The sequence below is a fragment of the candidate division TA06 bacterium genome (assembly GCA_016208585.1).
Classification (GTDB): Bacteria; Edwardsbacteria; AC1; order AC1; family EtOH8; genus UBA5202.
The window spans coordinates 1-7,730 of the sequence record JACQXR010000156.1; the positions used below are offsets into that span (position 1 = coordinate 1).

A 7,730-nucleotide genomic window follows, 5' to 3' on the forward strand; every position below is an offset into this window, starting at 1 on the left:
ACAGGTTGAAGGCCCGTAAACTTGACAATCAAAAAACCGAAGTCAGAATTGGATGTGCCATTCTCAACCGCCTGGCTCAAATAGGTATGCCGGTGTCATATAAGGTTGCTGTCTAATCATCGATTTATCAGGGGATGCTGATCTTTACAATCTTTGCGCAACAAAGCCAATTTCAGTTACAAAATGTTTGGCTGCCGTCAATGGTAATTCATCGTCGCAGTATACATATTATAACAATGATGGGACCGTTATGTCGACCTCGTCTACGTACGGGGAATTGGATTCAGGTTTAAAGAAACAAATTCAAAATGTTTTAGGATTCTGGTATTTTACTACAGGTTTTGGAGGCGAATATCACTTCAACCCTACATTTAGTGTCATTGGAGAATCTGGCTTTCGTATAGCTTTATCTTCTTCTGAAAGAGGATGGGAACGGATCACCGGTGGATAGTGAAAGCAGTTATGGCGCTTATGAAGATGAATGGAAATTGAAAATGGCGGCAGTCGTTGGAATAACTTATGCAAAAGTAGGTTTATGTTATTATTTTGGCGTCACAGGCAAAGAATAATATAGCGTACCTTCGGAATTTCGTAACTTTAATATTTAGGAAATGAGGGCAAAACATCATATAGGTTGCGGTATGAAAGGTAAAAAAACTCTTGCAGAAATAAAGAACGTACTTAAAGAGCATCAACGGGGATTGAGAGCGAGGTACGGAATCAAGAATATCGGCATTTTCGGCTCTTATCTGAGGCGCGAAGCCGGGAATAATAGCGATCTTGACATATTAGTGGAATTTGACCCTAGCGTTGACATCGGACTGTTAAAATTCGTGGAGATCGAAAACTATTTAAGCGGCATCTTTGGCGTCAAAGTGGATCTCGTGGAAAAACCCGCATTGAAACCAAGAATAGGAAGGCGGATATTAAAAGAGGTCATCTATCCGTGAATAGAGAGATTGGCGATTACCTTCAGGATGTGATTGACGCTATGGATAAAAGTGTCGAATTTACCCAAGGCATGAAATTTGAAAAATTCATCGGCGATGATAAGACAGTATTTGCAGTAATTAGGGCCATTGAAATTATCGGCGAAGCTGTTAAAAACATACCCGAGGATGCGAGGAAAGAACATCCCGCGATCCCTTGGAAAAGCTTGGCCGGGATGAGAGACAAGCTTATTCACGCCTATTTTGGAGTTGATCTAAAAAGAGTATGGAAAACCGTGAAGGAAGAAATGCCTCCATTAAAGCCTTTGTTTGGAAAAATGTTAAAGGGACTAAAGAAATGAACCCGTTAAACATCTCAAGCTATTACGTTCATAACATCAAAAATATTTTGGAGATATCATGGATGCAATAAATTTGACATTGCTTGTAGTTCTGACCGGCCTGGCCTGCGCCGCGGTGTTCCTAAAGGATCTGCTTAAAGCGGCCATCTCGCTGGCCTTCATGAGCGCCCTGCTGGCGGTGCTGCTGTACCGTCTGAATTCTCCTTACGCCGCGGTGTTTGAGCTCTCGGTGGTGGCCGGCCTGATCACGGTGCTGTTCGTCTCGGTGATAGCCCTGACCAAGGAAGAGGAGCAGGCCAAAGAGGCCCGCTGGCCGGCCTACGTCTTTCCCCTGGCCCTGGTGGTGTTCGGCCTGATCGACATCAAAGTGATGCAGTCCCTTTTTGCCGGCACGCCCCAGGGTTTCGGCAATCCCGAAGCCAGTTTCGGGGCCACCCTCTGGGGCGTCCGCTCGCTGGACATCCTGGGCCAGATCGCGGCGATCTTCGGCGGGGTGTTCGGGGTGCTGGCCCTGCTGCGGGAGAAGCCTTTGACCGCCAAACAGAAGGAAGAGGCCGTCATCGCCAAAGACGGCGGAAAGGAGAAATTATGGTAGTCACTTATTACATCTTCGTCGGCCTGCTGTTCTTCATCGGGCTCTATTGCCTGCTCACCAGCCGCAACCTGATCAAGCTTCTGATTGGGCTGGAGATCATGGCCAAGTCGGCGGTGCTGTCCTTCATCGTGGCCGGCTGGGCCCGGGGCGAAAACTTCGTCTCCCAGAGCGTGGTGATTACCTTCATCGTGATCGAGGTCTCCATCGTGGCGGTGGCTTTAGCCCTGGTGATCAATGTTTACAAGAACACCGGCAGCCTGGACATCCGCAATCTAACCAGATTGAAAGGGTAACATGATGGATGAGCAGAAACTGACATTTAGCGAGGTGAAGGCGAAAGTAGCGGAACATTTGAAAACAGCTCTTGGTATAATTGATTTTACCGTTACCTTTGCCAAACTTGAAGACAAAACAAATTTATGGAAAGTAAATGTTGAATTTAAAGAAAAGGCAGACGAAAGATCAACCCTTAAATTTATTTCTTCAGCATTGTTTGGCATCAATGCCAATACTGGTGATGTAGTTGAGTTCCAGAAAGGGTTGCTCTGGAAGTTCTGAATGGGTTATATTTACCAAAAAATAACTATACTCGGCACCAATAAAAGCAAAGAAGTCGAGGCATTATTTGATAGTGGCGCCGGAGGAAATTATATACGAAGAAAACTACTGGATGGCGACGATATAGAAGGAATAGGATATGATGTATATGAGGGTGTACAGCTTACAATTACAGCGAACAGCAACTTGGTTGCAGGCGATAGGATAAGGTTCAAATGGTTGACAATTTGAAATATCACTATTCCTGAACCGCCGTTTCTAGTGATGGATGAATTAAGTGACGAGGTAGTTATTGGAGCGTATTTGATGCAACAATTCGGTATTTTATTAGATCCACCTAATGAAAGAATAATAATACAAACTAAAACAAAAAGTTAGGCAGATAAACCATGACTTTACTAAACCAGTGGAACATAATCCTGACGCCTTTTGTGGGCTTCTTTGCCTTCCTCGCCATTTCTTATTTGATCTACCGGATGGGCGACGTGCTGGCCCCCAAGCTCAAAGACCAGGGCGCCAAGCTGGCCCAGTACGCCTGCGGCGAGGATTTTCCGGCCAAGAAGGTCCAGGTGGGTTACAAGCTTTTCTTCTACGCCGCCCTGTTCTTCACCATGATGCACGTGGCGGCCCTGGTGATAGCCACCATCCCCGGGGGCAGCCTGGCCTACGCCCTGCTGGGGATAGTGTATCTTTTGATGATCACGCTTTCGGTGGTGGCATTGCTCCTCAAATAAATCCAAAGCCAATATCGAAATACGAAACAAATACCAATGCCCGATTGCAAATAAACAAAATCAGGCGCCGTTTTTAGCAGCAGTGTTTTGGGTTTAGAGATTGTTTCGAATTTCGGATTTTGAATTTAGAATTTAAAGGAATAGTTATGGCTTTAGAAAAACTCGTCAAATGGTCCCGGGTCTCCTCGCCCTGGTTGCTCCATTTCAACAGCGGGGCCTGCAACGGCTGCGACATCGAAGTGCTGGCCGCCCTGATGCCGCGCTTTGACCTGGAGCGCTTCGGGGCGCTGCTTAAGGCCACGCCCAGGCACGCCGATGTGCTGGTGTGCACCGGAGCGGTGACCCGCCAACAGGCCGCCCGCTTAAAGAGGATCTACGAACAAATGCCCGAGCCCAAGTTCGTGGTGGCGGTGGGCGCCTGCGCTTGCTCCGGCAACGTTTTTCGGGGCTGCTACAGCGTGCTGGAAGGGGTGGACAAGGTAATCCCGGTCAACGCCTATATCCCCGGCTGCGCGGTGCGCCCCGATGCGGTGATAGACGGAGTAGCCAAACTTTTAGGCGCTCTTAAAAAAGGCTGATCCAAAAAAACAATTACCGGATACTGGATACAGTATACCGTATACAGAATACAGGAGAGAAAATGACCGCCGAAGAGATCAAAAAAATATTAGAGGACGGCCTGGGATCCAAGATCAAGGAGCTTACTACGCCGGCTCCCAGGAGGATGTTCCTCTGGGTGGACAAGGATAACCTGGCGGAAGCCTGCCGGACGGCCAAGGAAGAGGCCGGGTTCTATCACATCTCCACCATCACCGCGCGGGATACCGGAGACAAATTAGAGGCCTTGTATCACCTGGCCCAGTCCGGTATGGTGCTGACCGTAAGGGCCCAGACCGACCGCCAGCATCCCCTATTTCCCACCGTGATTCCGGTTTATCCTGGGGCCGTTTTTTACGAAAGGGAGGTTCACGACCTTATGGGCATCGGCATCGAGGGGCACCCCGACCTGCGTCCATTAGTGCTGCCCGAGGACTGGCCCTCCAACGTTTTCCCGCTGCGCAAGGATTGGCAGTATAACCGGGAGAAAGGAGCGATAGAATAATGGGCACATTTGTTTTGCCGGTGGGGCCGCAACATCCGGCCTTGAAGGAACCGACCTCTTTCCGCTTTCTGGTGGACGGCGAGACCGTGGTGGACGCCGATCTCCGCCTGGGCTATAATCACCGGGGAATCGAAAAAGGCGCCGAGAGCCGGACCTATGTCCAGAATCTATATTTGCTGGAACGGGTCTGCGGCATCTGCTCCAACGCCCACATGACCTGCTTTGCCCAGGGGGTGGAAAAGCTGATGGGGCTGGAGCCCCCCAAGCGCGGCCTGTTCATCCGCTGCCTGATGGGCGAGCTGGAGCGGGTGCATTCCCATCTTCTCTGGCTGGGGGTGGCCGGGCACGAGGTGGGCTTCGACACCTTCTTCATGTACACCTGGCGTGACCGCGAAATAGTCCAGGATATGCTGGAGATGATCTCCGGTAACCGGGTCAACTACGGGATGCAGACCTTCGGCGGGGTGCGCCGCGATCTGGACGAGATGCAGATCAAGAAATTGCTGGAAGGCATAGCCGCCCTAAAGGCCCGGACCCCGTATTACCTGAACCTGGGCGCCTCGGAACCGACACTGGTGGTTAGGATTGCCGGAGTGGGGAAACTGCCCAAAGAAAAAGCCTTGGAGCTTAATGCGGTCGGACCGACCACCAGGGCCTCCGGTGTGGCCTTTGATGTCCGCCAGGATGATCCCTATGCCGGGTTTGGCGAATTCATCCCCTTCAACATCGTTACCGACAACGGCTGCGACGTGCTGGCCCGGGTGGTGGTGAGGGCCAAGGAATTGATGGAATCTTATGATATCTGCGAATTCATTTTAAAAAACCTGCCGGCCGGAGACTTCCGGGTCAAGGCCCCCCGCAAGGCGCCCGAGGGCGAGACAGTGAGCCGGGTGGAGGCCCAGCGGGGCGAGGACATCCACTATATCCGCGCCAACGGCACCGACAAGCCGGACCGGGTAAAGATCCGGGCCCCGACCCTGGCCAACTGGCCTTCCACCTTGTACATGCTGCGGGGCGGTTTTGTGGCCGATATCCCGATCGTGATGGCGGCCATCGATCCCTGCCTGTCCTGCACCGACCGGATGGCCGTCATAACCGATCCCAAGGGCAACGAGAAGGTCTGGAACTGGGAGACCCTGCGCCAGTACGGGATAGATTTCTACCGCAAACGCGGGATCAAGCTGTAATAATCCCATGGTAACTATTCAGCCACTTGTGGCGATCCTTTCGGTTATATTCAGGTCAGGCTTGCCGAACCATACTTGCACCATCTTTTCCCGAATTTGGCCACAGAAAGCACATAAAATAAATAAGCGCAAAAACGTTACTACGTAATAACGTTAAACGGGTTTATTTTGTGTTCTCTGTGCTTTTTGTGGCTGAATAGTAACCCATGTTTTTTGATAGACGACTGGGGAGGATGGTATGAAGCTCAGGATGGATCAAAAAAACGACGCGCTTTACTTCCGGCTGGATGAGAGCGCCGTCGTTGAATCCGAGGAAATACAACCGGGGATCATTCTGGATTACGATGTCAAGGGCAACGTAATAGGGCTGGAAATCCTCCGGGTCAGCCAGCGGGTATCGTCCGAGATGGCCAAGAGCATTGAATTTATTGCGGCATAGGAATAGGAACCGATTGCCTTACCTGCACCGGCCGGATGGCGGTGATCGCCGATGTATCGTGTCCGGCACGAAGGCCGGCGTTCCGGGTCAATTTAGCCCAGGAGGCAATGCATATGATATTCCATGTTACCCTTGTACCGGCTGAAGATGGTTGGATTGTAGCCGAATGCCCGGCTCTTCCCGGTTGCGTCTCTCAAGGAAAAGACGAAGCGGAGGCTTTGGAAAATATCAAAGAGGCCATTACGGCGTGGTTGTGGGCCGAGGATCAAAAGGCGACGGGGCTACTTTGGAACTCATCCCCTCTATCCCCTTCTCTTGGGTAAATGAGGACTAATATGAGGTAAGAGAAGGGGAAGCACCTGCCCGCCGCAGGAGGGAAGGGGTTGAGTTTAGGTTCTCTAAAGCTCTTGTATTATTTTATAAAGAGATGGGATAATCAAAATCTTTCAATACCGCAGCATAAAGAGTTGTCAATAGGAACGCTGCGGGCTTTGATACGGAATGCGGGAATTACCGTGGAACAATTTTTGGAGTTGCTGTGATCCCGGCTATGCTAAAGCTTCCACTTTCGATAAGGCTTCGGCGGACCACCGCCTGGGCGGGGAAAGCAGGCCGCAAACGCGGAATAAAGCTGTAGTTGCAGGAAATAGACGAAGCCCTATAAAAGACAGGGGAAAATGAAGTTCAAAGTGGTATTGGAACCCAGCGAGGAAGGCGGTTACACCGCCTTTGTCCCGTCGCTTCCCGGCTGCATCAGCGAAGGCGAAACGCTGGAAGAGGCTATGGCGAACATACGGGAAGCGATAGAACTCTATCTTGAACCCGTGGAGGATGATTGGATCGTTAAAGATGGCGCTTTAGTGCAGGAGTTGGCGTTGTGACCAAGGTTCCCAACCTTCCGTATGCCAAGATCATTCATGCGCTGCAAAGGGACGGATGGATTGTGGTGCGCCAGAGGGGCAGCCATATCAGGCTTCAAAAACATGCAGACGACGAAGTATTGAAATTAACGATACCGGCGCACCAATCGGTCAAACGTTCGACGCTTTCCCACATTCTAAAACAAGCCCATTTGGAGGTGGAGCAATTTCTAAAACTGCTGTAGGCGGCTATGTGGCCGATATTCCCATCGTGATGGCGGCCATCGACCCCTGCCTGTCCTGCACCGACCGGATGGCCATCGTTACCGGCGTCAAGCGCGGCTTAAGAGCAGGCGATGGACTGGGAGACATTAAGGCAGCATGGAATTGAATTATATCCTCCTTCGTCCGCCATATGACACAAATATAGGCGGACTGCGGCGGACAGGCCGGCAAACGCGGGATCAAATTATAGCGGAAACGCGGTTGTTTCGAAACTTTTGTATCGTGTCCGGCACGAAGGCTGGCGTTCCGGATCAATTTAGCCCAGGAGGCAATGAATATGATATTCCATGTTACCCTTGTACCGGCTGAAGATGGTTGGATTGTAGCCGAATGTCCGGCTCTTCCCGGTTGCGTCTCTCAAGGAAAAGACGAAGCGGAGGCTTTGGAGAATATCAAGGAAGCAATCACAGCGTGGTTGTGGGCCGAGGATCAGAAAGCGACGGGGCTACTTTGGAACTCATCCCCTCTATCCCCTTCTCTTGGGTAAATGAGGACTAATATGAGGTAAGAGAAGGGGAAGCACCTGTCCGCCGCAGGGGGGAAGGGGTTGAGTTTAGATTCTCGGGTCTTCTCCAATGAGTGTGGGTGATTTTAGGTGATTTTGGGCTACTTACAGGGGAGGAAGCGTGCAGGTCAGTACCTTCAACCGTAAGTATTCCTCGTCTCTCAAACCATACGC

General features: G+C 50.8%; 14 protein-coding genes. All 14 read left to right on the forward strand.

Going from position 1 to position 7,730, the window contains the following annotated elements; translation table 11 throughout:
- Window positions 1-641 precede the first annotated feature (641 nt).
- The 14 genes from HY768_11165 (at window position 642) to HY768_11230 (ending at window position 7,157) form a co-directional block, all read left to right on the forward strand.
- Window positions 642-950: a nucleotidyltransferase family protein gene (locus HY768_11165; protein MBI4727758.1), complete on the forward strand. Its 309-nt coding sequence runs from the start codon at window positions 642-644 to the stop codon at window positions 948-950.
- 41 nt (window positions 951-991) lie between these two features.
- Window positions 992-1,291 carry a DUF86 domain-containing protein gene (locus tag HY768_11170; GenBank protein ID MBI4727759.1) on the forward strand — a complete coding sequence of 100 codons (300 nt, stop codon included), beginning with the start codon at window positions 992-994 and terminating at the stop codon, window positions 1,289-1,291.
- A 58-nt stretch (window positions 1,292-1,349) separates the two neighbouring features.
- A complete protein-coding gene (locus HY768_11175) occupies window positions 1,350-1,886 on the forward strand; it encodes an NADH-quinone oxidoreductase subunit J (GenBank protein ID MBI4727760.1) in 537 nt (178 codons plus the stop codon).
- Entirely contained in the window at window positions 1,880-2,179 is a 300-nt protein-coding gene (locus HY768_11180) for an NADH-quinone oxidoreductase subunit K (protein MBI4727761.1), read from the forward strand. The genes HY768_11175 and HY768_11180 overlap by 7 nt, the downstream gene beginning before the upstream one ends.
- Before the next feature lies 1 nt (window position 2,180).
- Complete coding sequence (locus tag HY768_11185) at window positions 2,181-2,444, forward strand: hypothetical protein (protein ID MBI4727762.1); 264 nt, start codon at window positions 2,181-2,183, stop codon at window positions 2,442-2,444.
- The gene (locus HY768_11190) at window positions 2,445-2,675 is read left to right on the forward strand and encodes a hypothetical protein (protein MBI4727763.1); all 231 of its coding nucleotides are present in this window, start codon (window positions 2,445-2,447) and stop codon (window positions 2,673-2,675) included. It abuts the gene before it with no gap.
- A 158-nt stretch (window positions 2,676-2,833) separates the two neighbouring features.
- Entirely contained in the window at window positions 2,834-3,178 is a 345-nt protein-coding gene (locus HY768_11195; protein ID MBI4727764.1) for a hypothetical protein, read from the forward strand.
- Window positions 3,179-3,324: 146 nt separating this feature from the next.
- Window positions 3,325-3,756: an NADH-quinone oxidoreductase subunit B family protein gene (locus tag HY768_11200; GenBank protein MBI4727765.1), complete on the forward strand. Its 432-nt coding sequence runs from the start codon at window positions 3,325-3,327 to the stop codon at window positions 3,754-3,756.
- Between the two features lie 62 nt (window positions 3,757-3,818).
- A complete protein-coding gene (locus tag HY768_11205; protein ID MBI4727766.1) occupies window positions 3,819-4,280 on the forward strand; it encodes an NADH-quinone oxidoreductase subunit C in 462 nt (153 codons plus the stop codon).
- The gene (locus tag HY768_11210) at window positions 4,280-5,467 is read left to right on the forward strand and encodes a nickel-dependent hydrogenase large subunit (GenBank protein MBI4727767.1); all 1,188 of its coding nucleotides are present in this window, start codon (window positions 4,280-4,282) and stop codon (window positions 5,465-5,467) included. The genes HY768_11205 and HY768_11210 overlap by 1 nt, the downstream gene beginning before the upstream one ends.
- Before the next feature lie 238 nt (window positions 5,468-5,705).
- Window positions 5,706-5,906 carry a DUF2283 domain-containing protein gene (locus HY768_11215; GenBank protein ID MBI4727768.1) on the forward strand — a complete coding sequence of 67 codons (201 nt, stop codon included), beginning with the start codon at window positions 5,706-5,708 and terminating at the stop codon, window positions 5,904-5,906.
- A gap of 677 nt (window positions 5,907-6,583) precedes the next feature.
- On the forward strand, window positions 6,584-6,787 hold the full coding sequence (locus HY768_11220; protein ID MBI4727769.1) for a type II toxin-antitoxin system HicB family antitoxin: 204 nt from the start codon (window positions 6,584-6,586) through the stop codon (window positions 6,785-6,787).
- Entirely contained in the window at window positions 6,784-7,011 is a 228-nt protein-coding gene (locus HY768_11225; GenBank protein MBI4727770.1) for a type II toxin-antitoxin system HicA family toxin, read from the forward strand. Before HY768_11220 ends, HY768_11225 begins: the two co-directional genes overlap by 4 nt.
- An 8-nt stretch (window positions 7,012-7,019) precedes the next feature.
- Window positions 7,020-7,157, forward strand: a complete 138-nt coding sequence (locus HY768_11230; GenBank protein ID MBI4727771.1) for a hypothetical protein — start codon at window positions 7,020-7,022, stop codon at window positions 7,155-7,157.
- The last annotated feature ends 573 nt before the right edge of the window (window positions 7,158-7,730 follow it).

Excerpts from the sequence above, each read along its gene's own strand:
- HY768_11200 (MBI4727765.1), top strand. The coding sequence starts at position 3,325 with ATGGCTTTAGAAAAACTCGTCAAATGGTCCCGGGTCTCCTCGCCCTGG.
- HY768_11190 (MBI4727763.1), top strand. The coding sequence starts at position 2,445 with ATGGGTTATATTTACCAAAAAATAACTATACTCGGCACCAATAAAAGC.
- HY768_11210 (MBI4727767.1), top strand. The coding sequence starts at position 4,280 with ATGGGCACATTTGTTTTGCCGGTGGGGCCGCAACATCCGGCCTTGAAG.
- HY768_11215 (MBI4727768.1), top strand. The coding sequence starts at position 5,706 with ATGAAGCTCAGGATGGATCAAAAAAACGACGCGCTTTACTTCCGGCTG.
- HY768_11185 (MBI4727762.1), top strand. The coding sequence starts at position 2,181 with ATGATGGATGAGCAGAAACTGACATTTAGCGAGGTGAAGGCGAAAGTA.
- HY768_11220 (MBI4727769.1), top strand. The coding sequence starts at position 6,584 with ATGAAGTTCAAAGTGGTATTGGAACCCAGCGAGGAAGGCGGTTACACC.
- HY768_11180 (MBI4727761.1), top strand. The coding sequence starts at position 1,880 with ATGGTAGTCACTTATTACATCTTCGTCGGCCTGCTGTTCTTCATCGGG.
- HY768_11175 (MBI4727760.1), top strand. The coding sequence starts at position 1,350 with ATGGATGCAATAAATTTGACATTGCTTGTAGTTCTGACCGGCCTGGCC.
- HY768_11170 (MBI4727759.1), top strand. The coding sequence starts at position 992 with ATGGATAAAAGTGTCGAATTTACCCAAGGCATGAAATTTGAAAAATTC.
- HY768_11165 (MBI4727758.1), top strand. The coding sequence starts at position 642 with ATGAAAGGTAAAAAAACTCTTGCAGAAATAAAGAACGTACTTAAAGAG.
- HY768_11205 (MBI4727766.1), top strand. The coding sequence starts at position 3,819 with ATGACCGCCGAAGAGATCAAAAAAATATTAGAGGACGGCCTGGGATCC.
- HY768_11195 (MBI4727764.1), top strand. The coding sequence starts at position 2,834 with ATGACTTTACTAAACCAGTGGAACATAATCCTGACGCCTTTTGTGGGC.